Here is a 671-nt window from a genome sequence, read left to right as displayed (position 1 = left end):
CCCATGCACCCGCCCCGACCCCCCACAACGAACCCGATCCCCCACAGGAAGATCTCCGTCATGCATTGTCATGGGCATGTACATCGCGCGGGCCGTCGTCTGACGCTCGTGCTGGGCACTCTCGTCGCGGTCCTCGTCAGCCTGATCACCTGGGGCGGCACGGCCTCCGCCCACGGCTCGGTGATCGACCCGGCCTCGCGCAACTACGGCTGCTGGCAGCGCTGGGGCAGCGACTTCCAGAACCCGGCGATGGCGGAGCAGGACCCCATGTGCTGGCAGGCCTGGCAGGCCGACCCCAACGCCATGTGGAACTGGAACGGCCTCTACCGCAACGGTTCCGCCGGCAACTTCCAGGCCGTCATCCCCGACGGCCAGCTGTGCAGCGGCGGCCGGACCGAGAGCGGTCGCTACAACTCCCTGNNTCACCCGGCAGGGCTTCGACCCCACCAAGCAGGCGCTGACCTGGAACGACCTGCAACTGGTCGCCCGTACCGGCAGGTACGCGCCCAGCCAGAACTACTCGATCCCGGTGAACACCTCCGGCTACACCGGCCGCCACGTCGTCTACACGATCTGGCAGGCCTCGCACATGGACCAGACGTACTTCCTGTGCAGTGACGTGAACTTCCGCTGACCCGGCGGCCACCCCCGTCCCCACCCGTCGGACGCGG

Annotated in this window: 1 pseudogene; it reads left to right on the top strand. The window is 68.5% G+C overall.

Annotation, left to right across the window (positions count from 1 at the left end):
* Nucleotides 1–60: 60 nt before the first annotated feature.
* A pseudogene (locus tag CCN44_RS26850) lies at nt 61–634 on the top strand (lytic polysaccharide monooxygenase).
* Nucleotides 635–671: the final 37 nt, after the last annotated feature.

The sequence above is a fragment of the Streptomyces tricolor genome (assembly GCF_002155905.1).
Classification (GTDB): Bacteria; Actinomycetota; Actinomycetes; order Streptomycetales; family Streptomycetaceae; genus Streptomyces; species Streptomyces tricolor.
Note: the sequence above shows the minus strand (reverse complement) of the source record. Positions and strands in the feature narration are given on the sequence as shown.